The 23,058-nt window shown below is 61.5% G+C and carries 25 protein-coding genes; 8 read left to right on the forward strand and 17 right to left on the reverse strand.

The window, feature by feature from the left end; all coding sequences use genetic code 11:
* Positions 1-10: 10 nt before the first annotated feature.
* Together VF34_RS08700 and cobC are read right to left on the reverse strand one after the other, a co-directional pair.
* Entirely contained in the window at positions 11-1,132 is a 1,122-nt protein-coding gene (locus VF34_RS08700; RefSeq protein ID WP_032374552.1) for a Nif3-like dinuclear metal center hexameric protein, read from the reverse strand.
* 14 nt (positions 1,133-1,146) lie between these two features.
* Positions 1,147-2,184 (reverse strand): Rv2231c family histidinol phosphate aminotransferase CobC, encoded by a 1,038-nt coding sequence (gene cobC / locus VF34_RS08705; protein WP_032374385.1) that lies wholly within the window; start codon positions 2,182-2,184, stop codon positions 1,147-1,149.
* Positions 2,185-2,226: 42 nt separating this feature from the next.
* Here cobC and VF34_RS08710 point away from each other — a divergent pair, with 42 nt between their 5' ends.
* The 3 genes from VF34_RS08710 to VF34_RS08720 are packed head-to-tail and all read left to right on the forward strand — an operon-like array spanning position 2,227 to position 4,325.
* A complete protein-coding gene (locus VF34_RS08710) occupies positions 2,227-2,919 on the forward strand; it encodes an HAD-IA family hydrolase (RefSeq protein WP_032374386.1) in 693 nt (230 codons plus the stop codon).
* Positions 2,916-3,389 (forward strand): low molecular weight protein-tyrosine-phosphatase, encoded by a 474-nt coding sequence (locus VF34_RS08715; RefSeq protein WP_032374387.1) that lies wholly within the window; start codon positions 2,916-2,918, stop codon positions 3,387-3,389. The genes VF34_RS08710 and VF34_RS08715 overlap by 4 nt, the downstream gene beginning before the upstream one ends.
* Positions 3,390-3,407: 18 nt before the next feature.
* A complete protein-coding gene (locus VF34_RS08720) occupies positions 3,408-4,325 on the forward strand; it encodes an SURF1 family cytochrome oxidase biogenesis protein (RefSeq protein ID WP_032374388.1) in 918 nt (305 codons plus the stop codon).
* Here the strand turns inward: VF34_RS08720 and VF34_RS08725 are convergent.
* From VF34_RS08725 to VF34_RS08730, 3 genes are all read right to left on the reverse strand, one after another.
* On the reverse strand, positions 4,266-5,234 hold the full coding sequence (locus VF34_RS08725) for a cobalamin biosynthesis protein (protein WP_032374389.1): 969 nt from the start codon (positions 5,232-5,234) through the stop codon (positions 4,266-4,268). The genes VF34_RS08720 and VF34_RS08725 overlap by 60 nt on opposite strands.
* A 47-nt stretch (positions 5,235-5,281) precedes the next feature.
* Positions 5,282-5,407, reverse strand: a complete 126-nt coding sequence (locus VF34_RS25705) for a hypothetical protein (protein ID WP_255032530.1) — start codon at positions 5,405-5,407, stop codon at positions 5,282-5,284.
* 200 nt (positions 5,408-5,607) lie between these two features.
* Entirely contained in the window at positions 5,608-6,510 is a 903-nt protein-coding gene (locus VF34_RS08730; RefSeq protein ID WP_032374390.1) for a LysR family transcriptional regulator, read from the reverse strand.
* A gap of 75 nt (positions 6,511-6,585) precedes the next feature.
* On the opposite strand from VF34_RS08730, the gene VF34_RS08735 reads away from it, so the two are divergent.
* Positions 6,586-8,115, forward strand: a complete 1,530-nt coding sequence (locus VF34_RS08735) for a CoA-acylating methylmalonate-semialdehyde dehydrogenase (protein ID WP_196249561.1) — start codon at positions 6,586-6,588, stop codon at positions 8,113-8,115.
* Between the two features lie 82 nt (positions 8,116-8,197).
* On the forward strand, positions 8,198-9,364 hold the full coding sequence (locus tag VF34_RS08740; RefSeq protein ID WP_032374391.1) for an iron-containing alcohol dehydrogenase: 1,167 nt from the start codon (positions 8,198-8,200) through the stop codon (positions 9,362-9,364).
* Here the strand turns inward: VF34_RS08740 and VF34_RS08745 are convergent.
* On the reverse strand, positions 9,361-10,770 hold the full coding sequence (locus VF34_RS08745; RefSeq protein ID WP_032374392.1) for an amino acid permease: 1,410 nt from the start codon (positions 10,768-10,770) through the stop codon (positions 9,361-9,363). The genes VF34_RS08740 and VF34_RS08745 overlap by 4 nt on opposite strands.
* A 113-nt stretch (positions 10,771-10,883) precedes the next feature.
* On the opposite strand from VF34_RS08745, the gene VF34_RS08750 reads away from it, so the two are divergent.
* The gene (locus VF34_RS08750) at positions 10,884-11,825 is read left to right on the forward strand and encodes an NAD(P)/FAD-dependent oxidoreductase (RefSeq protein WP_032374393.1); all 942 of its coding nucleotides are present in this window, start codon (positions 10,884-10,886) and stop codon (positions 11,823-11,825) included.
* 12 nt (positions 11,826-11,837) lie between these two features.
* On the opposite strand, the gene VF34_RS08755 is transcribed toward VF34_RS08750, so the two are convergent.
* The 4 genes from VF34_RS08755 to VF34_RS08770 all read right to left on the reverse strand — a co-directional run bounded on the left by VF34_RS08755 (position 11,838) and on the right by VF34_RS08770 (position 15,224).
* Positions 11,838-12,509, reverse strand: coding sequence for a nitroreductase (locus tag VF34_RS08755; protein WP_032374394.1), 672 nt, complete (start codon positions 12,507-12,509; stop codon positions 11,838-11,840).
* 92 nt (positions 12,510-12,601) lie between these two features.
* The gene (locus tag VF34_RS08760) at positions 12,602-13,489 is read right to left on the reverse strand and encodes a MetQ/NlpA family ABC transporter substrate-binding protein (protein WP_032374395.1); all 888 of its coding nucleotides are present in this window, start codon (positions 13,487-13,489) and stop codon (positions 12,602-12,604) included.
* A gap of 26 nt (positions 13,490-13,515) precedes the next feature.
* Complete coding sequence (locus VF34_RS08765) at positions 13,516-14,133, reverse strand: methionine ABC transporter permease (protein ID WP_080733341.1); 618 nt, start codon at positions 14,131-14,133, stop codon at positions 13,516-13,518.
* 83 nt (positions 14,134-14,216) lie between these two features.
* Complete coding sequence (locus VF34_RS08770; protein ID WP_032374397.1) at positions 14,217-15,224, reverse strand: methionine ABC transporter ATP-binding protein; 1,008 nt, start codon at positions 15,222-15,224, stop codon at positions 14,217-14,219.
* A gap of 169 nt (positions 15,225-15,393) precedes the next feature.
* On the opposite strand from VF34_RS08770, the gene VF34_RS08775 reads away from it, so the two are divergent.
* Positions 15,394-16,785: an LLM class flavin-dependent oxidoreductase gene (locus VF34_RS08775; protein ID WP_032374398.1), complete on the forward strand. Its 1,392-nt coding sequence runs from the start codon at positions 15,394-15,396 to the stop codon at positions 16,783-16,785.
* 75 nt (positions 16,786-16,860) lie between these two features.
* Here VF34_RS08775 and VF34_RS08780 read toward each other — a convergent pair whose 3' ends face one another.
* The 3 genes from VF34_RS08780 to VF34_RS24955 are packed head-to-tail and all read right to left on the reverse strand — an operon-like array spanning position 16,861 to position 17,694.
* The gene (locus tag VF34_RS08780; RefSeq protein WP_032374399.1) at positions 16,861-17,352 is read right to left on the reverse strand and encodes a hypothetical protein; all 492 of its coding nucleotides are present in this window, start codon (positions 17,350-17,352) and stop codon (positions 16,861-16,863) included.
* A complete protein-coding gene (locus VF34_RS08785; protein WP_155289573.1) occupies positions 17,349-17,561 on the reverse strand; it encodes a hypothetical protein in 213 nt (70 codons plus the stop codon). Before VF34_RS08785 ends, VF34_RS08780 begins: the two co-directional genes overlap by 4 nt.
* The gene (locus VF34_RS24955; RefSeq protein ID WP_155289574.1) at positions 17,545-17,694 is read right to left on the reverse strand and encodes a hypothetical protein; all 150 of its coding nucleotides are present in this window, start codon (positions 17,692-17,694) and stop codon (positions 17,545-17,547) included. Before VF34_RS24955 ends, VF34_RS08785 begins: the two co-directional genes overlap by 17 nt.
* Between VF34_RS24955 and VF34_RS24305 the strand changes: the two genes are divergently transcribed.
* On the forward strand, positions 17,693-19,810 hold the full coding sequence (locus VF34_RS24305; RefSeq protein ID WP_052063033.1) for a hypothetical protein: 2,118 nt from the start codon (positions 17,693-17,695) through the stop codon (positions 19,808-19,810). The two genes, VF34_RS24955 and VF34_RS24305, sit on opposite strands and share 2 nt — an antisense overlap.
* Before the next feature lie 46 nt (positions 19,811-19,856).
* Here VF34_RS24305 and VF34_RS08795 read toward each other — a convergent pair whose 3' ends face one another.
* From VF34_RS08795 to VF34_RS08810, 4 genes are all read right to left on the reverse strand, one after another.
* Positions 19,857-20,144 carry a hypothetical protein gene (locus tag VF34_RS08795; protein ID WP_032374401.1) on the reverse strand — a complete coding sequence of 96 codons (288 nt, stop codon included), beginning with the start codon at positions 20,142-20,144 and terminating at the stop codon, positions 19,857-19,859.
* A gap of 208 nt (positions 20,145-20,352) precedes the next feature.
* Positions 20,353-20,823: a phage virion morphogenesis family protein gene (locus tag VF34_RS08800; protein ID WP_032374402.1), complete on the reverse strand. Its 471-nt coding sequence runs from the start codon at positions 20,821-20,823 to the stop codon at positions 20,353-20,355.
* Positions 20,824-21,723, reverse strand: a complete 900-nt coding sequence (locus VF34_RS08805; protein ID WP_032374403.1) for a phage protein Gp36 family protein — start codon at positions 21,721-21,723, stop codon at positions 20,824-20,826.
* 288 nt (positions 21,724-22,011) lie between these two features.
* Positions 22,012-23,031 carry a hypothetical protein gene (locus VF34_RS08810; RefSeq protein WP_155289575.1) on the reverse strand — a complete coding sequence of 340 codons (1,020 nt, stop codon included), beginning with the start codon at positions 23,029-23,031 and terminating at the stop codon, positions 22,012-22,014.
* Positions 23,032-23,058 lie beyond the last annotated feature (27 nt).

The raw sequence follows: 23,058 nt of genomic DNA on the forward strand, positions 1-23,058 counted from the left end.
GGTTCGTCGGTCACAGCGTCCACGGGTCGGTACGCACATCGCTGACCCTGCTGCTCCAGCCCTCCGTATAGCCGAATTCGGCGTCCACGACGCCCCTCGCCTGAGCACACCACGGGAACTCCGACGCCCAGTGGGCTGTGTCGATCACCGCGGGCCCTCCCGCCCTCAGGTGCTCGTCGACGGGATGATGTCTGAGATCGGACGTGACATAGACGTCGGCGTCGGTCCGCGCGACGGTTGCGAGGAACGAGTCCCCTGCTCCCCCACACAGGGCGACGATCGACACCGTGGCGTCCGGATTACCCGCTGCTCGCACTCCCCAGCTGGTGGCCGGCAGAGCGTCTCGGACGACGTTCGTGAACGCGGCGAGCGTCATCGGATCAGGCAATCGACCGATCCGCCCCAGACCGGTGCACGACGGTAGGGCCGCGGACTCGAAGACATCGAACGCGGGCTCCTCGTACGGATGCGCAAGTCTGAGCGCGGACTGCATCCGCGCGCGGTCGGCCCGAGATGCAACCACCTCGATTCGGTCCTCGGTCACGGTGTGGACTTCGCCGACGACACCGAGCGTCGGATGAGCACCGGGCTGCGGCCGAAATTGGCCCAGCCCCTCGGTGTGCCAGCTCGCTTCGCTGTAGTCGCCGATCTCACCGGCTCCAGCGTCGAACAGCGCCTGGCGCACCGCCGCAGTGTCGGCGGACGGCACGAATACGACCCATTTGTCGTGCGCCGGAGCAGGAATGGGATCGAGTGGCCTGGTGTCGATCACACCGAGGGCCGACGCGAGTGCGTCGGAGACACCGGGATCGGCCGAGTCGGCGTTGGTATGGGCGGTGAACAGCGCGCAATCGGCCTTGATCAGGCGGTGGATCACCGAGCCTTTGGCGGTGTCGGCCGCAACCGAATCGACTCCTTTGAGCAGCAGAGGGTGATGGGCGACGATGAGGTCGGCGCCCCATGAAATGGCCTCGTCCACGACGGCCGGGGTGACGTCGACGGCGTAGAGCACCTGTCGCACTTCGGATTCCGGATCTCCACACACCAATCCCACCGAGTCCCAGCTCTCGGCCAATCGAGGCGGGTATGCCTTGTCGAGAACCTCGATGACGTTCTCCAGAGTCACTGCCATGTCGATTGCTCTCCTCACAGAACGGTGTTCAACGCATGCACCAGTATGTCGACGTGTGCCGAGTCCCGTACGGCGACGCGTAGGTAGTTGCGATCCAGTCCGGGAAACGTGTCGCCGCGCCGAACCGCAATTCCCTTCGTGCGCAGGCGTTCTCGGATCCCGTCGGCGCCGTCGACCCGCGCCAGAAGAAACGGCGCTCGCGCCGGTCCGGCAATGTCGAGAGCGAGTGCGGTCAGTCTCGCGATCATGGCGTCACGTTCGGCGTCGATACGCAGCGCTTCGGCTCGGGCCTGCTCGACCGCGAACGGCTCGGTACAGGCGCGGATTGCTTCGAGCTGCAGAGTGCCCAGGGGCCAGTGCGCACGGCCCCGCTGCATTCGTTCGAGTACGTCGGGATGGGCCAGAGCGTAGCCGCACCGCAACCCCGCCAATGCCCACGTCTTCGTCAGGCTTCGGAGTACCAGCACGTCCGCGACGCTGTCCGAGGAGACCGACTCTCCTGGTCCCGTCACTGCGTCGGCGAATGCTTCGTCGACCACGACCATGCGGCCGGGCCTACGCAGACCGAGTACTTCTTCTCGGGGATGCAGCACCGACGTCGGATTGGTGGGATTGCCGACGATCACCATGTCGGCGGCCTCGGGCACCAGGCCCGGATCGAGCAGAAACGGCGGCGGGAGTAACACCCGATGCACGGGAATGCCGGCCTGCTCGAGCACCCAGTCGGGCTCGGTGAAGGACGGGTGCACGGTTGCCACGAGGGCGGGCTCGAGCCGTGGCAGCATCGCGAATCCTTCGGCTCCGCCACCGAGCAGCAGTACCTCGTCCGGCGAGCGCCCGTGGTGTGCGGCGACCTGCTCCCGAGCCGCCCGCTCGGCTGCCCCCGATGGATACGAACCGAGCGAGTTCAGTGCTGCAGCGAGCCGATCACGAAGCCACGGGGGCGGGCCGGCACCGCGCACGTTGACAGCGAAGTCGACGAGGCCCGAGCCGACCTCGAGATCCCCGTGATGACGGAGAAGTGCATCGGGGCCGGACGCTGTATCGGACATCGCGACGAGCCTAGCCGTCACGTGCACCGATAGGCTCAGGCCATGTCTGCCGCTCTGCCCGCATCCGTTGTCCTGTTCGATCTCGACGGAACGTTGACCGATTCCGCACCGGGAATTCACGCAGGATTTCGCCACGCGCTGGCCTCGGTCGGCGCTCCCGAACCGACCGAACAGCAACTCTCTCTCGTCGTCGGTCCACCGCTGATCGACACGCTGCGCTCGATGGGCCTGGACGAGGAGGCAGCTCAGCGCGCGCTCGCCGCCTATTTCGACCGATACGACGAGCGGGGTTGGGCCGAGAACACCGCGTTCGACGGCATCGAGACAGTGCTGACGCGATTGCAGGATCGCGGTGTTCGGCTGGGCGTGGCGACGTCCAAGTCGGAGCGCTTCGCCATCCGGATTCTCGACCACTTCGGCTTGTCCCGGTACTTCGACTTCATCGGCGGTGCCAGCAACGACGGGTCGCGGCGAGCGAAATCCGACGTCATCGCGCACTCGCTGACCAATCTCGGCATCGATCCCGTCGAATCCTCGGACGGCGGCACCGCAGGGGTGATCATGATCGGCGACCGCGACCACGATGTGCACGGCGCGGCTCGGTTCGGAATTCCGGCGGTCTACGTGGAATGGGGCTACGGCATCGACGGTGAGAGCGACGAAGCCGCGTTCACCGCGTCGGACATGGACGAACTGGCCGCCGTGCTCGAGCAGAACACGCAGGCGTCACGATGAGCGAGCCACTGCACGTGACGTTCGTGTGCACCGGAAACATCTGTCGATCACCGATGGCCGAGAAGGTGTTCGCCGCCCACCTGACCGAGGCGGGCCTGAGTGATGCAGTCCGCGTATCGAGCGCGGGAATCGACGGGTGGCATGTCGGCGACGGCGCAGACCCGCGGACGGTCGCGGAACTCGATGCGCACGGCTACGAGAGCGAGCACGAAGCGAACCAGGTCGGACCGGACCACCTCGCTGCCGATCTGATCGTTGCTCTCGACACCGGCCACGCTCGATCTCTACTGCAGTTGGGTGCACCGGCCGATCGGGTGCAGCTGCTGCGTTCGTTCGATCCCGACGCCGACGATGCGTCGGTCGCAGATCCCTACTACTCGTCGGATTCTGCGTTCACCGAGGTGCGAGAACAGATCGAGGATGCCGTGCCCGGCTTGATCGATTGGGCGCGGTCTCGGCTGACCGCCTGACCCGGCTACCGTGGTGGGGTGGAGAAGTTACGGTTTTTGCTACGTCCGAAGTGGTTGGTGCTGGCCGCCGTCGCGCTGGCGTTCGCATTCTTGTGCTTCAGCGTGCTCGCTCCGTGGCAGCTGGGCAAGAACACCTCGACTTCTGCACGCAACGACTTGATCACCCGATCGGTCGGGGCAGATCCGGTGCCGATCACCGACGTTCTCACCGCGAACGGTTTCGCGGCCGACGACGAATGGCGGCGGGTGATCGCGCAGGGCAGTTACGTGGAGAATTCCGACGCCCTGGTGCGGCTGCGCAGCATTCGTGAGCAGCCCGCGTACGAGGTCATCACTCCGTTCGTCATCGACGGTGGCCCTACTGTTCTCGTCAACCGCGGATACGTGCTCCCGGTGGAGGGAACGCGACCGCCCGAGTTCGCAGCAGCCCCAACCGGCCCGGTCACTCTCGATGCCCGCGTTCGTCAGGCCGAAGGAACATCACGTGAGCCGATCCAGGAGGACGGCCGCCTGCAGGTGTACAACATCAACCCGGAGCAGATCGGAGCAGCGGTCGGTGTCGACGCGATCGACGGGTACCTGCAGCTCGACGACGGTCAGCCCGGTGGCCTCGGCCTCATCGAGCTCCCGCAGACCGACGCGGGCCCCTATCTGTCCTACGGGCTGCAGTGGCTGGCGTTCGGCATCATGGCACCGTTGGGTCTTGCGTATTTCGTCCGCGCCGAGCTGCGGGAGCGACGCATGTCTCGAACCGAGATGAACGACGCGATGTCCGATCAGTCCGACCGGACGTCCGACGACGATTCCGCGCTGGACGACGAAGAAGAATTCACTCTTCCGACCCGACGCGAGAAGCGGGCCAGAGCCCGCGCGGCATCACAGGCGAGAACGCCGACGGACCCTCGCTTGGCCGATCGATACGGCAAGAACCGCTGACGCAGCCGTCGCGAACTCTTGCACCCGCGTCGACAGCACGACTGCTCGCCGAAGGTCCCGTGCCGTGGGCGCTCGCCCGTCGCCGAGTGTCGGCCTGATCTCCACGCCGTGCCGGTATTGAGTGCGCCCACCGAGTTGTAGTCCGAGCGCACCCGCCGACGCGGCTTCCGGCACCCCGGCATTGGGGCTGGGATGGCGGGATGCGTCTCGTCGCCACACCTGTAGCGCGTGGGCAGCAGAACCCTGCACCAGCGGTGCAGCGAGAACGGTCGCCGCACCCGTGACTCGTGCCGGCAACAGGTTCAGCGCGTCGTCGAGGCGTGCGGCGGCCCATCCGAACCGTAGGTATTTCGGAGACCGGTATCCCACCATTGCATCGAGTGTGTTGCTGGCTCGGTATGCCAGGATTCCCGGTACACCGGCCAGGGCTCCCCACACCACGACACCGACTGTTGCGTCGGATGTGTTCTCGGCGATGGATTCGAGTGCCGCGCGTGCCAGCCCGTCGGAGTCGAGGAATGCCGGGTCACGTCCGCACAGTGACGGGAGCAATGCGCGTGCGCCGGGCAGGTCGTCTCGGTCGAGGTGATCGGCCATCGAGCGACCTACTACCGACAGCGATGATCCGCCCAGCGCGGCCCACGTCGCGGTGGCCACCAGAGCGGCCTCGGCCGGTGGGCAGAGACGCGACACTGCTCGCGTGGACGCGATTCCGAGTGCGGTGACGCCCCCGACCAGTACGGCGGTATGGATGACACCCGCAATCCTGTTGTCGCGGTAGAGCCGAGCCTCGACGCGAAGGGCAGCCGTTCCGAATCCTGCTACCGGATGCCAGCGCTGTGGGTCTGTGAACACTCGATCCAGGACGTAACCGACCAGCAATCCGATCGCTCGGGGGTGTGTCCACATCGCACGAATCTATCCACCGGCCATCCGGTGTGCGGAATCGGTACGGGTCAGGCCCAGCGCCGGTTGTACGCGCCGGAGAGCTGACGGCTCCTGAAGTCGATGTCGCTTCCGTCGTTGAGCAAGGCGATGGCCATACCGACGAAACCGATTGCTGCTACTACGAACATGGTCATGATTCCCCCAAGAATCGTTGTGGGCCTGCCGCGGCGGTGCCGTGGCCGACGTGTTCCGTAACAGATTGTTACCCGCCGGTAGGGCGATTCCCACTGCTTTGAGGTCGGCGTCACGTGTGTCTGTCGTCACGAGACGCCGGACACATAGAACGTCCAAAATTCAACGGCCACCGCCGATCTCGTGCATTTAGTGACCGCGACTATCGACCGACGGGCACCGCATGCATGTGCGGCTCCTCGGCCACGACCGAGCCGATGAAATCGTCCACCACCTTCACCCGCGCCAACCCCGTCAGCTCCCGCGGAATCACCGTCCAGTAGGTGCGTTCGACCGAGACGAGGCCCGGCAACACCGGAATCAACGTGTCGTCCGGTTCGCCGATGTAGCTGGGCAACGGCGCAATTCCCACGCCGGACCGCGTCGCGATCCACTGGCCGGTGATGTTGTTGGTCTGAATCTGCGCCCGACCGTCGGGCAGAATCGAATCCAGGATGCGCAACGGCGCAACGTCGAGCAGCGCATCCACGTAGGAGATCAGGGTGTGCCCACGCAAACCGTCGACCGAGTCGATCGTCGGCTGCGCAGCCAAATATCCCTCGGCGGCATAGAGCGCCAGGGTGTAGGTCGCCAGTTGCCGGGCCACCACCAACCTGGGCGACGGCCGTTCCAACGTGATGGCAATGTCGAATTCCCTGGTGGCCAACGAGTTGTGCTCGGTGGCGGTGACGAGTTCGATATCCAGATCGGGATGCTTGTCGCGAAGCGCACCCAATTTCGGCGTCAGAACGAAGGCACCGAATCCGTCCGGGGCAGCAATGCGCACTGTCCCTCGCAGCGATCCGGTATCGGATGTCTGATCCTCGAAGGCGGCGATCAGCGTGGACTCGACGGTTTCGGCGTACCCGACCAGCCTTCGCCCCGCCTCGGTCAATCGCCATCCCGTCGGGGTTCGGTCGAAAAGTCGTTGCCCTGCGGACTTCTCGAGGGCCGTGATGCGTCGACCGACCGTGGTGTGGTCCACGCCGAGCGTTCGCGACGCATCGGTCAGACGTCCCGTTCTCGACACTTCGAGGAAATAGCGGAGGTGGTCTGGGTTGAACACTCGCCCAGCCTATCCCCCTGTGCATTTATGCACGGCGATCTGCGATTTTGGCCTTTGACATGTGCATCGATCCCAATGAGACTCGAGACACACCGATGGAAGGAACGAACGTTGACCGACGTCATCTCACACTGGCTCGATGGTAAGACTTTTTCCGGATCTTCCGATCGGACGTCACCGGTCACCAACCCCGCCACCGGGGAGGTCACCGGCACCCTCACGCTCGCCGACCGGAGCGATGCCCGCGCCGTCATCGATGCCGCCGCAGCGGCCTTTCCCGCGTGGCGCGACACCTCCCTGGCCAAGCGCACCTCGATTCTCTTCTCCTTTCGAGAACTGCTCAACGCCAAGAAGAACGAGCTCGCCGAGATCATCACGGCCGAGCACGGCAAGGTGCTCTCCGACGCGCTCGGCGAGATTTCCCGCGGTCAGGAAGTAGTCGAATTCGCCTGTGGCATAGCCCATCTACTCAAGGGCAGCTACACCGAGAATGCATCCACCGGAGTGGACGTCTACTCGATTCGTCAGCCGCTCGGACCCGTCGCCATCATCTCCCCCTTCAACTTCCCTGCCATGGTGCCGATGTGGTTCTTCCCCATCGCCATCGCCGCCGGTAACACCGTCGTGCTCAAGCCGTCGGAGAAGGACCCGAGTGCCAGCATCTGGCTCGCGCGGCTCTGGGCCGAGGCAGGCCTGCCCGACGGCGTGTTCAACGTGCTGCAGGGAGACAAGGAGGCCGTCGACGAACTGCTCGAGAACAAGAAGATCAAGTCGATCTCCTTCGTCGGATCGACGCCCATCGCCCAGTACGTCTACTCGACAGGCACCGCCAACGGCAAGCGTGTTCAGGCCCTCGGCGGTGCCAAGAACCATGCCGTCGTCCTCCCCGATGCAGATCTCGACCTGGCCGCGGACGCCATGGTCAACGCCGGCTTCGGCTCGGCGGGTGAGCGATGCATGGCCATCTCCGCTCTCGTGGCCGTCGGGAAGATCGCCGACGAGCTCGTCGCCAAGATCGCCGAACGCACCACACCACTGGTCACCGGCGACGGCACCCGTGGTGCCGACATGGGCCCGCTCGTCACCCGGGTACACCGCGACAAGGTTGCGTCCTATGTCGACGCAGGCGAGGCGTGCGGTGCCACGATCGTCGTCGACGGCCGCACCGTCCAACCCGACGGGGCTGCGGACGGATTCTGGCTCGGCCCCACGCTCATCGACCATGTGACACCGGACATGAGCATCTACACCGACGAGATCTTCGGTCCTGTGCTCTCGGTCGTCCGTGTCGACACCTACGACGAAGCGCTGACACTGATCAACGACAATCCGTACGGCAACGGCACGGCGATCTTCACCAACGACGGCGGGGCGGCGCGGCGTTTCCAGAACGAGGTCGAGGTCGGCATGGTCGGTGTCAATGTGCCGATCCCCGTTCCCATGGCGTACTACAGTTTCGGCGGCTGGAAGAGCAGTCTGTTCGGCGACAGCCACGCTCACGGCACCGAAGGAGTGCACTTCTTCACGCGGGGTAAAGCCGTCACCAGTCGCTGGCTCGATCCCAGCCACGGCGGTATCGATCTCGGCTTTCCTGCAAACAACTGAGTTCTACAAAGCCCATGTGCGTGGAAACTCGTAGCCCACTACGAAGTTCCACGCACATGGAGATACCGCGAAGGAGCACTCCATGGTTGCCAACATCTCTTTTCCACGCTTTCTGAAGCTCGGCGGCGGTGCCGTCGCGGAGCTGGGTACGGTACTGACCGACCTGGCCGTATCTCGTCCCCTACTCGTCACCGATGCGTTCATGGCCGGCAACGGCTCGGCCGATCGACTGATGACGATCATGACCGAGGCCGGTAAGTCGCCTGCTCTGTTCTCCGGCACCGTGCCCGACCCGACGACGGATTCGTTGATCGCCGGTCTCGAAGCGGTGCAGCAGCATTCGGCCGATTCGATCATCGGGTTCGGCGGCGGCAGTCCGATGGACACGGCCAAGGCGCTGGCAATCCTCGCTGTGCAGGGCGGGACGATGCGGGACTTCAAGGCTCCGGTGCTCTCCACCGGTCCGGCGCTTCCGATCGTCGCGATCCCTACTACGGCGGGAAGTGGTTCGGAGGCAACGCAGTTCACCATCATCACCGACGTGGCCTCGGACGAGAAGATGCTGTGCCCCGGGCTGTCCTTTCTGCCGATAGCATCGATCATCGACTTCGAGCTGACGATGTCGATGCCGGCACGTCTGACTGCCGATACCGGCGTCGACGCTCTGACCCACGCCATCGAGGCGTATGTCAGCAAGAAAGCCAACCCCATCTCCGACGGCTTGGCGCTCAGCGCAATTCGCACCATCGGAACGTCGCTGCTTCGGGCGTATCGAGACGGTGACGACCGGCAGGCACGCGAGGCCATGATGCATGCGTCCACCCAGGCGGGAATGGCGTTCTCCAACGCCAGCGTCTGTCTGGTCCACGGGATGAGTCGACCGATCGGCGCGCATTTCCACGTCGCACACGGACTGTCCAACGCGATGCTGTTGCCCGCTGTCACAGCCTTTTCCATCGACGGAGCCCAGGCCCGCTATGCCGACTGCGCCCGCGCCCTCGGTGCTGCTTCGGAAGCCGATTCGGACGCGGTTGCCGGTGGCAAGTTGCAGGACGCCATCGTCACGCTGTGCCGTGAGGTCGAAGTTCCCACACCCGAGTCGTTCGGCATCGACAAGTCGACGTGGGACGACCTGTTGCCGCTGATGGCCGAGCAGGCTCTCGCGTCCGGCAGCCCCGGTAACAATCCGGTCGTTCCGACGGCGGAGCAGATCGTCGATCTGTACCGCCAGGTGTACGCCGGGATCTAGGCCGAGTCACCGGACACGCGGGCGGCAACCTTGTCGCGCCGCGTGTTTCGGCGTTGAACGATGATTCCGCCGATCACCGTCACTGCTGCCAGCACGGCCGAGAGCAGGATGGACGATCGTTGCTCGGGTCGCACGACCATCATGACGAGGACGAACCCGATGAACCCGATGGCCAGGTAGGTCAGCCACGGGTAGAGCCACATCAGAACGGCCGGGCGTTCGCCGTCGCGATCGAGTTGGCGACGCAGCACGAGTTGACTGCTGGCGATAGCCAGGTAGACGAACAGAGCTACGGCACCGGTGGTCGCGAGCAGGTAGGTGAAGAGTTTCTCCGGAAGAATGTAGTTTCCGACGACGGCGAGGAAGCCGAGCACCATCGAGGCGATGACGGCAACCCACGGCACTCCGTTGGCGGTGATCTTCTTGACTGAGCGCGGCGCATCGCCGCGATCACCGAGCGAGTAGAGCATGCGCGACGCGGTGTAGAGCGCCGAATTCAGGCACGACGCCACGGCGGTCAGAATGACGATGTCCATGATGGTCTCCGCGTGGGGAATTCCCATCTTGGACAACACATACTGGTAGGAGCCGGTTGCCGGGTCCAACTCGTTCCAGGGTACGAGCGCGACGATGACGAAGATCGATCCGAAGTAGAAGATCGAGATACGCCAGATCACCGAATTGGTCGCGCGGGTGATGCCCTTTGCAGGATCCTTGGACTCGGCGGCAGCGATGGTGACGATCTCGGATCCCATGAAGGAGAACATCGTCGTCAGCATGGCTGCGATCACCGCACCGAAGCCGAGCGGCATGAAGCCGCCGGAGGCCCACAGTTGGTCCACGCCACTGACTTCGGAGTTCGGCAGCCAGCCCAGGATAGCGGCGATGCCGAGGCCGATGAACGCGACGATGGCCACTACCTTGACCAACGCGAACCAGAACTCGAACTCGCCGTAGTTGCCGACGCTGATCAAGTTGGTGGCGGTGAGCGCGACGACGATGATCAGAGCCCACATCCATTGGGCACCGCCCAGCCAGTTGGTGAGGATGGCGGCAGCGGCGGTCGCCTCGACGGGGATCACCAATACCCAGAACCACCAGTACAGCCAACCGACGGAGAAGCCGGCCCAATGTCCCAGTGCCCGGGTCGCATACGTCGAGAACGAACCTGTGTCGGGGTTGGCGGTGGCCATTTCCCCGAGCATGCGCATCACCAGGATGACGAGGAGTCCGGCGAAGAAGTAGGCCAACAACACCGCAGGTCCTGCGGTGGCGATGGCGTTTGCGGAGCCGACGAACAGTCCGGCACCGATCACTCCGGCTATCGAGATCATCGTCACGTGCCGCGGTTTGAGACTGGTTCCCAGTCCGTGCTCTCCGGTATCTGGCTTATCCGTAATTGCCATTTCAACAGTTCAGCACAAGGTCGGGCCCTCCGCAGCAGGTGACCGAATTGTCCAGACAATCAGTAGTACAAATGGCGGGCTTACGCGCGGCCTCTGCCGGGCATACTGACGACATGACTGTCGATGTTGGGCGCACCACGGACTCGATCACCATTGTCGGCGCGGGTATCGCGGGTGCCGCCTGTGCCCGAGTACTGCGCGCGGCGGGCGTCCCGTTCCGCATCGTCGATCGAGGACGTGCCCCGGGCGGGCGGATGTCATCCCCCGAGCTGCACGGGCGTCGTGTCGATCTGGGTGCAGGCTACTTCACCGTTCGCGATCAGGATTTCGCGACAGTCGTGGCCGACTGGGAGTCGAGGGGCCTCGCGCGCCAGTGGGCCAACACCTTCGGCATCCTCAAGCCCGATACCGCGCCGTGCACCACCACCGGCCCGGTTCGATGGGCCACCCCGAACGGACTCCGTTCTCTGGTGCGAGACTTGCTGGCAGACTTCGACATCGAAGGTGCCTCCGAGTTGACCGACCTACCCGACGGCCACGTCGTGGTTGCGATGCCCGATCCTCAAGCGACTCGACTGACCACGGTCCCCGACGCCGTCGATTACGAACCGGTCATCGCGGTGGCATGTGGATTCGACGGGTTGGATGTGCCGTTCCGCGACGCGGCCTTCGTCAACGATCATCCCGATATCGCGTTCGTCGTCGACGACGGTGCCCGGCGGGGTGACGGTGCGCCCGTGCTGGTGGTTCACACGACCCCCGAGCGGGCACAGCAGCACCTCGCCGATCCCGACGCAGTGATTGCCCCGGTCCTCGACGCGCTACGCGAACTGTCGGTAATCTCCACGGCACCCAACTGGACGCATGCCCATCGCTGGACGTTCGCAAAGCCTGCGGCGCAACATGATTCCACCTTTGCGCTCGAGCTGCTGGACGGACGGCTCGTCGGATTCGCAGGCGATCAATGGTGTGAATCCGGCGCGCCCAGGGTGGAAAGCGCATGGCGATCGGGCACGGATCTGGGTACGGAACTGGTTGGTCGGCTCCAGAGCTGACGCCGTCACACCTCAGCTGAAAAATGTCACCGTCTCACTCAACGGTGCACGGCTGGTGCGGAATCCGTTGATCGGGTGGCTCTCGTCGGGGTAGCCGAACGAGATGCCGGCTACCACCCGGCGGGTATCGGGGATATCGAACCATTCGTGGACGAACGGCGAGTACGCGGCGAGCGCGGCCTGAGCTATCGCGCCGAGCCCGAGACTCTGCGCGCCCAGCAGGAACGTCTGCAGATACAGCCCGCAGTCGACGGCACCGTAGACACCCAGGTCCGCATCGGTGGTGATGATTGCCGCGTGTGGGGCGTCGAACAGCTCGAAATTGCGAATGAACTGACGCGTCGTCGCCTCGGTGTCGGACTTGACCACGCCGATGCTCTCGTAGAGTGCACCGCCACACTCACGACGACGTGCCCGGTGCAGGGCGTTGTAGTTGGCCGGAAACGGAAAATCCGGTTGCGGCACACCGGACGCCACATGTTCCACCAATGCCTCGGAGAACTTTCGCGTGGCATCGCCCTCGGTCACGATTATTTGCCACGACTGGGTGTTCGACCACGATGGAGTGCGCTGGGCGGCCGCCAACAACTGTTCGAGCACGTCCCGTGATACCTGCTTCGACAGGAACTGCCGGCATGAGTACCGCTCGTCGAGTAGACCTGTCAACGATTCGTACCGGGTCACGTCGTCCGCCTCACATCGTGTCGTCTTCCGACCGAACGTAGCACCACCGCTACGCCCGACGGTCCGCTGTCGGACCGTCGGGCGCGAGGCCGTTACTGAAGTGGCAGGAGGATGTCCTTCACCCGCGGGTCGGTGGCGAGGAACTCCTGGACCGCAGGGTCCTTGAACGCGGCGACGAGGTTCTTGATGTTGTCGCTGTCCGCCCACCGGCTACCGATCGTGAGCTGGCCGGCGAACTCGTCCGGTGCCGGTGGTGCGAAGATCTGCTTCTCGACGGGAATTCCGGCCGCGAGGTAGTACTCCGTATAGCCCACTGCTGCGTCGAGATCCGGCAATGCCCGCGATTGCGCGGCGAAGTCCAGCAACGTGAACTTCAGGTTCTTCGGGTTTCCGACGATGTCCTTCTGCGTGGCCGTCGACTTGTCGACCGCGGGGTCGAGGGTGATCAGACCGGCTCGCTCGAGTACCCACAGACCCTGCGCTTCGTTGGCGGGATCCGAGTAGAGCGAGACCGTTGCGCCGTCCGGCAGTTGAGCTGGGTCGGAGTACTTGTCGGACCACAATCCGAAGCCCCAACGGAACACCGGGGTTGCGGCCTCTTCCTGGAAGTCGGGGTTGGATTCGAGTACCTGTCCGAGCCACAGCTTGTGCTGGTACACCGTGGCGGCCACCTCGCCCTCACTCACCGCGCGGTTGATGGTGTTGCTGTCGGCGAGTCCGCGGAATGCAACCGTGATGCCATACTTGGGAGCTACCTGATCGGCGACGAATTCGACGAGTGCCTGCTCGGATGCGTTGCCTTCGGCAGTGGCGACGACGAGTATTGCGCCCTCGGTTTCGTTGGCCGAGGCCGTGTCGCCGAAGAACGCGATGCGGACAACCACGGCGAGTGCGATCAGCAGCACGACGGCCCCAATGATCCAGGGCGCTTTCCGACGGTTCTTCAGCTCGAAGCCGTGCGCTTCGGTGGACGTTGTCATGATGGATGAGACCTTTCGAATGTGGTTCAAGCAGTGCGCAATGCGCGCTGATGAGGTGTGGTGAAGCGAACGAGCGCATCGCCGACGAGCTGCACGACGGCGACAGTGAGAATCAGGATGACGATCGTGGCGATCATGACGGTGTGATCGAATCTTTGGTATCCGTATGTGACTGCGACATAACCGATTCCGCCCGCTCCGATGGTGCCGGCGATGGCCGAGTATTCGATCATGGCGATGACGTTGATGGTCAGGCCCCCGATGATCGACGGCACGGCCTCGGACAATTGTGTGGTGGTCACCTGCAGCGTGGAACCGCCGGACGCCCGGGCGACGTCGACCACCGACGTCGGGACCGAGCGGAGAGAGTTCTCGACGATGCGGGTGAAGAATGCGATGCCCGCCAACGACATCGGTACCACCGCGGCTGCAATACCGATGTTGGTTCCGGTGATCCAACGAGTGACCGGAACCAACGCAGCCATCAAGATCAGGAACGGCAACGACCGCCCGATGCTGACGATCCAGCTGATCGGCGCATGGAACACCGGGTTTTCGAACAGTCCGCCGGGGCCGAGGTTGAACAGCACCGCTCCGAGCGGCACACCGACGAGCACCACGATGAACATCACGATGCCGACCATGGTCAGTGTGTCGCCGAGCGCAGGCAGGAGCAGAGCAGGCAGCTCGTCGACCGGAACCTTGTTGCCTGCGGCCACGATTGCGATCACGACGCAGCCTCGAAGATCGGCTGCGCGGTCTGTGCAGATCCGGACAACCCCAGGACTTTCAGTGCACCGGGGACGCGTCCACTCAGGTGGGCACCGATGCCGAGCGACGCACTGCCGACAGCCACTCCGGCCACTACCTGAACGGAGGCTCCCAACAGCGCAACCGGTGCGCCCAGGTCCTGGCCCAGCCGCGAGATCCAGTCCTGCGGAACGTCGGGCGAGTCGTAGGTGACGTACCAGCGCACGTCGCCGGCTGCAGCCTGTGCGTCGTCACGCCTGGGGCGCAGCTCGTTGCCGAGCGCCGACGTGTGGTCGGTCAGTAGGTCGACCAGCCGACCCGATTCGACGATGCGTCCGTGATCGAGTCTGGCCACCGAATCAGCGGCTCGCAGAACGGTATCCATTTCGTGGGTGATGAACACAATGGCTAGGTCGAGGTCCTGGCGCAGTTCTCGCAGCAACTCGACCACCGATTCGGTGGTCTGCGGATCCAAGCCGGAGGTGGCCTCGTCGGAGAGCAGCACCGACGGTCGAAGCGCCAACGCACGCGCAATTCCCACTCGTTGCCGCTGTCCGCCCGAGAGTTGAAAGGGATAGCGAGCGGCTTTGTCGGACAATCCCACTCGGTCGAGAAGCTCACCCACCCTCCTGGCCGTCTCGGCTTTCGTGGCCCCCAGGAAGTCCAATGGCAAGGCGACGTTCTCCGCCACGGTTCGACGCGAGAGCAGACTCGAAGACTGAAACACCGTGCCGATGCGCCGCCGCGCAACCCGAAGTTGTTTGGCATTCAACGCCGTCAGGTCGTCCCCGTTGACGATCACCGAGCCCGAGGTGGGCCGGGTGAGCAGGTTGATGCACTGGGCCAGCGTGCTCTTGCCGGCACCGCTGGGGCCGACCACGGCGAGAATCTCGCCGGACCGAACCGAGAAATCCAGCCGGTCGAGTACGACGGTTGTGCTCTCCCCTGTCCCGTAGGTCTTGGTCAACTGCGCTATTTCGATCATGCTCCGACGCTCTTTTCAGTGATGTGACGGCGCAACACTGAGGTGTCGGCGGCTCGATGACCAGCTATCGACTCATCACGATCCGAACTGTTCCCACCGGCCCAGGTCGTCGATAGCGTCGCATCGCTGTCCATATCCAAGACAGGTCGTCCTGCCGAAGGAGTTCCCCGTGTCACGCGAGATTCGTTTCAATGCCTTCGACATGAATTGCGTCGCGCATCAGTCCCCCGGTCTGTGGCGTCATCCGCTCGATCAGTCGTGGCGGTACAAGGAACTTGGTTACTGGACCGATCTTGCGAAGCTGTTGGAGCGCGGGCTGTTCGATGGCCTGTTCGTGGCCGACGTCCTCGGCACCTACGACGTGTTCGGCGGAAATCACGACGCAGCCATCCGGCACGGTGCGCAGATTCCGGTGTCGGACCCGCTGCTGCTTGTCAGTGCGCAGGCCGCGGTCACGCAGCATCTGGGCTTCGGCATCACCGCGGGAACCGGTTTCGAGCATCCGTATCCGTTCGCGCGACGTCTCTCCACGCTCGACCATCTGACGAACGGCCGCATCGGGTGGAACGTTGTCACCGGGTATCTGCCGTCGGCGGCGCAGAACATGGGACACGACGATCAGCTGAAACACGACGATCGTTACGACCACGCCGACGAATACCTCGAGGTGCTCTACAAGCTGTGGGAGGCATCGTGGGACGACGACGCGGTGGTCCGTGATCGCGAAACCGGCGTGTTCACCGACCCCACCAAGGTGCATCGAATCGGCCACCGCGGCAAGCACTTCACGGTGCCGGGTATCCATCTGGCCGAGCCGTCGCCGCAGCGGACGCCGGTGATCTTCCAGGCCGGCGCGTCACCACGCGGCGTGCGGTTCGCGGCGCAGAATGCCGAGGCGATCTTCGTCGGCGCACCCACCAAGGCGATTCTGGCGCAAACGGTTTCGAATATTCGTCGAGCCTTGCGCGATGCCGGCCGAGATCCGTACTCGGCACGGATCTACCAGTTGCTTACCATCGTCACCGACGAGACATCAGAGCTCGCCCACGCCAAGCACGACGAGTATCGGTCGTATGCCAGTGCCGAGGGTGCGTTGGTGTTCATGTCGGGTTGGATGGGAGTCGACCTGTCGCGGTATGCGCTCGACGAGCCGCTCGGCAATGTCGAGAGCAACGCGATTCAGTCGTTCGTCGCGTCGTTCCAGTCGATCGGGGCCGACGGCAAGGAATGGACGGTGCGCGATATCGCCGAGTGGGGCGGAATCGGCGGTGCCGGTCCGCGCATCGTCGGCTCCCCCGGCGAAGTCGCAGACCAATTGCAGGAGTGGGTGGACGAGACCGACGTCGACGGATTCAACCTTGCGTACGCCATCACCCCGGGAACGTTCGAGGATGTCGTTCGGTTCGTCGTTCCAGAATTGCAGCGGCGGGGTGTCTATCGCACCCAATACACACCGGGCACATTGCGTCACAAGCTCTTCGGTAAGGGTGAACGATTGCCCGAGGAACACCGGGCGCAGCAGATAGTGCGGGAAGTCAGGAGCCATCGCGCGCAGGCGTGACCCCCGATCGGACGCGGTTACTAGCGAACTCGAATCGCCTCTCGGTGGGGTTGCCCCCGAGCCCGATCTGCTGACCTAGTAGTTCACGACCATCTCACCGTTCGCCTTGAACGTAGTACGGAAGAAGTCAGGATCGTCGATGTTGCCAAATGGGAACTCTGCCTCAGATGGTCGCTCAGAGTTGAGCTTGAAGCTGATCGGGCGCTTCGTTGGTGCTGCGGCGAGGCCGGCTGTGTTTGAAGCTTCCTTGACCACGATGTTCTTGGCCTGAAACTCACTCTCGGTGCTGAAGGCTGGTGTCTCGGTGGAATCGGTACCGATCGTCGCTTTGACCGCAGCCGAATAAGTGACGTAGAACTTCTCCTCAGCCGTGATCTCCAGCGTGTCGATCGTGAGCTTGTTGTGTCGCTTCGTCGTGAGCGGAGTCTTGCGGGCGTAGGTCATCGCAGGTGCGACTGACGATTGGTTGACACTGAAGGTGTGCGGATACTTGCCACCTGCTGCTGCACCGGTAGAGACAGAGCCGTAGTGGTTGAGCAGGATGAAGCCGAATGACTGGATCGTCATCTTCCCCCGAGATTGCCCTCAACCCACTTTGATGCGAAATCGCTGTCGTTGACTTCCTCGACCACGCCCATCGCGCTGTCGTTCTCGACGACCTCGGTCTTCGGCTGTACGTCCTCATCAAGCCAGCGGAACCAGGTCTGCGCGGCGACATTGCTGCCAATCCCAATAAAGTTCTTACGTGCAATGTCAGGACTATTCGTTGTCGCCATCACCATCCTCTTTCTTTCGCTGTTCTAGTTTCTTGGCCAAGTCGTCGAAGTCCTTAGCTTCTACCTCGCCAACAGCCGGCACGAGGAACTTGGTGAGCGCTTCTTCATTTTGATCGGTAGACTTCTTACTCATGTCTCTCAATATAAATCATTTGCGATTAATAATGAACAGGTATATAACCCGGACCATCACCTTTGCCTTGACCTGTGTTGCTAAGATGCCTGGAATCACCAAAGGTGCAGAGGGAGACGGGGGCACGAACTTGTTCGAGAAGCGTGACCGATGGATCGAAGAGCTGTACTGGGAGATGCAAGAACGGACCAAAAAGACCAGCCGCACAGGTCATATGACACTCCTTGGAATATCGAAAGAGATCCGAGACGCATCAGAGATATCGCGCAAACCGATCGATTCTGACACCAGCGTCTGGGAGTCCCTGAGGCAGGATCTCCTCGACGCTTACGGGTACAGCGGGCCTGAGCTAACCGATCTCATCAAACCGGAATATGACGCTGCACTTGGCAAGATTGATACTGTCGTGCAAACTAAGCATGTACAGAACAGGAAAAAATCTGTAGTCAATAAACAAAAACGAGACGAAACTTTCTCAAAGATCCAGACCTTGATTGAGAAGCTACAAACACCGGAGGCAGCGGTCGCCTCTTGGCATGACCTCATGGCTGGCTGCAAGGACATGCACGATGCCTCGCTGACGCGTGATCGCATTGGTTACCTGCGAGAATCCATGTTCACAATCCTTGAGGACCGTTACATCAATACCGGGCTCGGAGGGCCACTAGATACCCTGATCCAGATACTAGATGCTGACCACACGAGCATTTATAGGGGTCAGGAAACTTTAGACGAGCTAGGACCGGCCTCATCTTTCGAAGAGACGAGTGAGCCAAGGCTGAACGAAACGGAACGTCTGGCGCTCTGCGACCGGCTCGTGGCAATCGCGCCAGATAGGCGGGATGTTGTCGTTTGGCTACGAATCAAGGATGCGTATCTACCGGAAACCGACAGTGTCTCCTACGGCGCGATCACGTTCTACGAGGGAAGGCGACTGAGTTGGTTAGTAGCAAACCCAATTGAACTTGAGGATGCCTACACCGTAAAGCCTGTTGAGTTGCTGGATCCAGAAGTGCAAAAGTTCCGTGCATCCGATGAGCCAGATGCTTATTTCGGGTTTCCAAACGAGCCACTCGTGGTCTACGTGCGGGTGTCGCTAGTTGACGTGCCGATTCATAAAGCCGAGGAAGAGGCGCGCACTCTGCTGCAAGCGGTTCTCGACGTCTCCTATCTCGACGACAACCAGTGGAACGTCATGGGCGGGCATCTGAGGTTTGTATCCGGAAGTTTCTTCTACCGTGCACTTGAGTGGGGAAGACGAGAGCCGTTTGAAGGAAGACTCTTCATCGAGAATGATCACACTCTCGCTAAACTGAAGACACTGGACAGCGCACCGAAGACGATAAATCAGGATTCTATCGAGGACGCGCAACCTATTCTCAAGCTGATCAACGATGTTTTAAAAACGAAGCACGGTGATCTTGAGTCTGTGATCATGGCCTCTGTGCGATCCGCCGAGCATGTTAAGTCCTGGGTGGCAGGCGAGGGACCGCCGTGGAGCACCTTCGTTAACAATTACCTAGCTGACGCCACGCTCAAGCTCAGACTTAGGATCATGGTCGGGAACTACCTCCACTCGGCCGCTACAAACCCGCCATCTCATTATCCACCCGACTATGAGGCCGAAGCGATGCTGAGGCACGTACAAGATGAGGCTGAAGAAGAGAGAGGTGCCTACAACATCGTTGCCATCTCCAAGCACCTAGACCAGCTACGCAAGGTGCAGAAGGACACGGCGCTTGCCAGGCCATTGAGAGACCTCGCGCTAATACTCAAGGACAGCGCATCGGTCCAAGCGCACTTTGACAGCGATCGCAAACGGATCATCACACTAGCCCAGCGGTTGAGGCGGTCGCGAAACGCAGCAGTACACGGAGGCGTCCTATCCCTCGACGCATGTGACTCGATGGCAAACTTTTCGTTTGATCTGGCGCTTCAAGCACTCAATGTTGCGATGCGGTCCATCTTTGAGGGCGTGGACAAGAAGACTGTTTTCGAGGCCTACCGGACAGACAACTCCTCACTTCTGGACGAGTTTGTCGATTCCCTCGACCTGAACGTTCTCTACCAGGACACTGCCCTGAGAAAAACAAAAAAAGTGCCCATAACGCCGTAAGGGGTATTCATCACTAAGACAGCTGAGCGCGATCGGTCTCGTCGAATTAGACGGAGTACCTGATCGGGACGGTGACAGCTGCCTCCGCCGTCACGAGGGGTTCCTGACCACCCGACCGCAGCACTGCTGTGTACTCGACACTGATGTCGTCGGCATCCGCGCTCAAACCTTTAGTCGCAGCGTTGCGCACCGCGTGTTTGATCGTGCCGGGTTCGTACTCCCGTGTGGTGAGGTCGCGCATACCAACGGCAAGTCGTAGCCGGTAGAGCGTCGTGTCCTTGTCCTCTACTTCGTTGGTCCAGTCGTCGGCCTTGTTGAACACAGCTTTGATCACCTAGGTCTCGGTCACTTCATCCTCAGATTGAGCATCGCGAGCGACATCCTCACTCGGAAGTTGGACGATGATGCAGGTAAGATTCATGACTGGAATCTCCTCTGGGTCACCGTAATAGAAGTACTTGACGATCCCTTGGATGCCGGGAAGGTCTGGCGCATCAGGTCGAGGAGACGCTGCACATTGTCGAGGTAGACAACTTCTGCCATCACGCGCCACCCTTCTCAGCGATCGTTTTCGCAAGACGTCGCTCGATGATCGTGACGACCATGTCGTAGCGGGCATCGTTGTCTTCGAGCTTCATCATCGTGCGCACCGGCATCCGGCGAGTGCCGAGCTGGTGGTGCTCAAACTTCCTATCAGTGTTCGTGATCGTGACTGAGCTGTTGGTTGCTGCGTACGAGAACGACTTCTGCATCGCACCCGTCGCTACGAAGACACCCTTGCGATAGAACTTGGCTTTGCGACTTGCGTACGGCTCAGACAGTCGGGGCCATGGTTCACCGATGATCTGACCCCGAGAGGCGAACACCTCACCACTGAAGAGGCCCTTCAGATACTTGCCGGTGTCCTGCATAGCTGGTCGGAGGTCGGTCATCCCAAGACCCACGTCGTGCAGCATCTCCTTGACGTCCTTGTCACCGGAGAGCTTGAGACTGAGGGTGGAGCTGTTAGCCACCTAGAACGAATCTCCCATGTGGAATGCTCTGTACTCAGTCTCATCTGGCCAGAACGCCACGCCGCCAGTCGCAGTGCCGACGGATTGACCGCCTTCATCGACGATCGTCTGCTCACCGTCTTGAATTGCCTTGATTGCAGCGCGTGCATCCTCCAGCTTTCTGTCCGCACGCATCGTTCCTGGGTACTGATTGTCAATCAGCATCGCTGCTGCGAGCTTGATGGTCAGGATATGGACGATCTCGGGAACCTTGACGAACGGCACTGTGTAGAGCGAGCCAAACGCAGTGTTAATCTCCGCCTCAGCCGCTCGGCGCTGCTGGTCCACGATGGTGTCACTTAGGTTGAGCGAGTTCTCGAAGCCGGCCTCTTTGCGGATCTCGCTCAGACTTGCGTAGTGGCCAAAGTCGTTGCCGCGAGTGGGAGTCGAATCTCCCAGCGCTGTATCGGCCAACGTCACCGCGTTGTAGTAGGTATTGCGGTACCAAAAGTTAGAGTTGCCTGCGCTGTCCGTGTAGTACGTCGACAGCTGGTCCGGATCGATTGAGCGCGTTGACAACACGGAGAACGCCGCCTCGTCTGGAACCTGGCCGTTGATGTTGGCAGCGCGGTAGACGTGGAGGAGGTCTCCAAGTACCGATGTGACGGGCTCAAAGCGCTCGTGGGCGCGTGTGAGTGGGGCAGACAGAAGAAGAGTCGTCTCATTGGCTGCGGCGGCGACAGACGCCTTCTCGCATCCTTCACGACTCAGTTGTCCCACGTAGACGATGTCGCCTGCGCCATAGCCCTGGGTGCTGTCGACGAGGAGTTCCGTGTCGCCTGCAGACGCCCCCGTCGTTAGTGAGGTTCGTTCTCGTAGGTTGGTCTCGTTGAATGATTCTATTGCGAGTGTCGTAGACATTGAACTGATTACCGCTTATTTGTTCTTATTATGGAGACTTTACTGCTGGCGGTCAAAAGGGCATTCTTGGCGACTGGGGATGCCGCGTTAAGCGAAGGCTTCATGACAATCACGGTCGTATGAGTAGCAATGACGCCAATGACTTCTTCTACTTGCAGTCGCAATACGCCCGCAAGCTGGACTGACCCAACCGCAATTCTTAACATTGCGATCTGCCAGCATCGAGTAAGATCGCAGTGCTCTTCATATACACCCTAACTTAAATCAACCCACCACACTTAACAATAGCTAACGACTCCCGACAACATGCCGTATGTCCACATTCTCAATTAATTCAAGAAGGTCTAACATTGGCATTCGCGCTTCATTTACAGCTACTAGAAACATCTCCGACCCGTCATTTTCGCGCCTGAACGGATTAGTCGTTGCCGCGTAAACTGTATTTAAGAAGTCAGCTTCATTCATATCAAGCAGACGCTGAAGGAGATGAGGTGTATCTCCCATCCGTTCTGCCGTATCAGGTATCGCCTTCGAACGCCGCCGTGACTGGTATAGATCTGCCAGCGGATGCTTCTCAGAACTTGTCTTATAGTCGATAGCGGCAAATGTGTGGTCGTCGATTGAGGCCAGGTCGAGCTCATCCCTCCGCAGTTGAACCTCAGTGCTGAATACTTTCCATGTCCGTAGTAGGTGAAACCACCTGACCTTTGACTCGGACTCCGCTGGCAAGATTGACTGAATCTGATCCAGAGCAGTCTTGATCTCGACGATGGCGACCTCGATCTTGTTGCGAAGACTGAGGTACCCCTCCACGTCGAGCCCAACCTGGGGCTGTTGCATGTACCGGTTTGTGGGTAGCGGCTCCAACGGTTGGGCGGCGACGTAGGTGCGTATTTCGCGCCGCACTTTGTCAAAGGACCGATACGGGTCAGCAAACTTAACAGTCAGCACATCCATTGCCGCAGGCGAGCAGTAGTCCTTCACGGCATTCGCAAAACGATCCCACGCTTTCACCGTCTGATTGTTGACTTTCAAAATTTCGGATTCGCCTCGACGCATCTCCGAAACGGCGTCCAACCCAACGAGTGCGATCGGCACGGCGAGGAAGAAGGCCGTCAATGACGAGTAGATGTTGACTGCAAATCCCCACTCACTTACGCCCCAATTTTGCGCATCAGCCACCACGCCGAGAACGAACAGGATAATTGAGAGCGTCACACTGACCTTGGTAGACGTTCGTAACCAGTCGGGACTGTCTCGCCAAACGTTCACAAATTGCTGGCGGCGAGGCAAGTTCGGGCTGGTCACATCTGAAGTATCCATTGACTAGATCGA

This window comes from Rhodococcus sp. PML026 (assembly GCF_000963615.1).
Classification (GTDB): Bacteria; Actinomycetota; Actinomycetes; order Mycobacteriales; family Mycobacteriaceae; genus Rhodococcoides; species Rhodococcoides fascians.

Bases quoted from the DNA above. Each gene is read 5' to 3' on its own strand.
- VF34_RS08700 (WP_032374552.1), bottom strand. From the start codon at position 1,132: ATGGCAGTGACTCTGGAGAACGTCATCGAGGTTCTCGACAAGGCATAC.
- cobC (WP_032374385.1), bottom strand. From the start codon at position 2,184: ATGTCCGATACAGCGTCCGGCCCCGATGCACTTCTCCGTCATCACGGG.
- VF34_RS08710 (WP_032374386.1), top strand. From the start codon at position 2,227: ATGTCTGCCGCTCTGCCCGCATCCGTTGTCCTGTTCGATCTCGACGGA.
- VF34_RS08715 (WP_032374387.1), top strand. From the start codon at position 2,916: ATGAGCGAGCCACTGCACGTGACGTTCGTGTGCACCGGAAACATCTGT.
- VF34_RS08725 (WP_032374389.1), bottom strand. From the start codon at position 5,234: ATGTGGACACACCCCCGAGCGATCGGATTGCTGGTCGGTTACGTCCTG.
- VF34_RS25705 (WP_255032530.1), bottom strand. From the start codon at position 5,407: ATGACCATGTTCGTAGTAGCAGCAATCGGTTTCGTCGGTATGGCCATC.
- VF34_RS08735 (WP_196249561.1), top strand. From the start codon at position 6,586: ATGAGACTCGAGACACACCGATGGAAGGAACGAACGTTGACCGACGTC.
- VF34_RS08740 (WP_032374391.1), top strand. From the start codon at position 8,198: ATGGTTGCCAACATCTCTTTTCCACGCTTTCTGAAGCTCGGCGGCGGT.
- VF34_RS08745 (WP_032374392.1), bottom strand. From the start codon at position 10,770: ATGGCAATTACGGATAAGCCAGATACCGGAGAGCACGGACTGGGAACC.
- VF34_RS08750 (WP_032374393.1), top strand. From the start codon at position 10,884: ATGACTGTCGATGTTGGGCGCACCACGGACTCGATCACCATTGTCGGC.
- VF34_RS08760 (WP_032374395.1), bottom strand. From the start codon at position 13,489: ATGACAACGTCCACCGAAGCGCACGGCTTCGAGCTGAAGAACCGTCGG.
- VF34_RS08765 (WP_080733341.1), bottom strand. From the start codon at position 14,133: ATGGTCGGCATCGTGATGTTCATCGTGGTGCTCGTCGGTGTGCCGCTC.
- VF34_RS08770 (WP_032374397.1), bottom strand. From the start codon at position 15,224: ATGATCGAAATAGCGCAGTTGACCAAGACCTACGGGACAGGGGAGAGC.
- VF34_RS08780 (WP_032374399.1), bottom strand. From the start codon at position 17,352: ATGACGATCCAGTCATTCGGCTTCATCCTGCTCAACCACTACGGCTCT.
- VF34_RS08785 (WP_155289573.1), bottom strand. From the start codon at position 17,561: ATGGCGACAACGAATAGTCCTGACATTGCACGTAAGAACTTTATTGGG.
- VF34_RS24305 (WP_052063033.1), top strand. From the start codon at position 17,693: ATGTCTCTCAATATAAATCATTTGCGATTAATAATGAACAGGTATATA.
- VF34_RS24955 (WP_155289574.1), bottom strand. From the start codon at position 17,694: ATGAGTAAGAAGTCTACCGATCAAAATGAAGAAGCGCTCACCAAGTTC.
- VF34_RS08805 (WP_032374403.1), bottom strand. From the start codon at position 21,723: ATGTCTACGACACTCGCAATAGAATCATTCAACGAGACCAACCTACGA.